The following is a 240-nucleotide window of genomic DNA, read 5'->3' on the forward strand; positions in this document are numbered from 1 at the left end:
CCATGCCGGTGCGTATTCCCAGGGAGAAGAAACTCACCAGCAGCACAATGGCCAATGCTTCGGCGAGCACCTGGACGAATTCGCCGACACTGGTTTTCACTGCTGCCGGCTGATCCGACACCTTGCGCAGCTCCATCCCGGCCGGAAGGTTCTTTTGCAGCCGTGCGAACTCGCCTTCAAGGGCCTTGCCCAGCACCAGGATGTCGCCACCGTCGCGCATCGCCACGGCCAGGCCGATGG

At 62.9% G+C, this 240-nt stretch carries 1 protein-coding gene; it reads right to left on the reverse strand.

Features of this window, described 5'->3' with window-relative positions:
- Positions 1–240, reverse strand: a 240-nt coding sequence (locus AC0608_RS13865) for an efflux RND transporter permease subunit (RefSeq protein WP_478289489.1), incomplete at both ends; no start/stop codon positions are given.

It is taken from the genome of Flavobacterium sp. GNP008, from assembly GCF_056428965.1.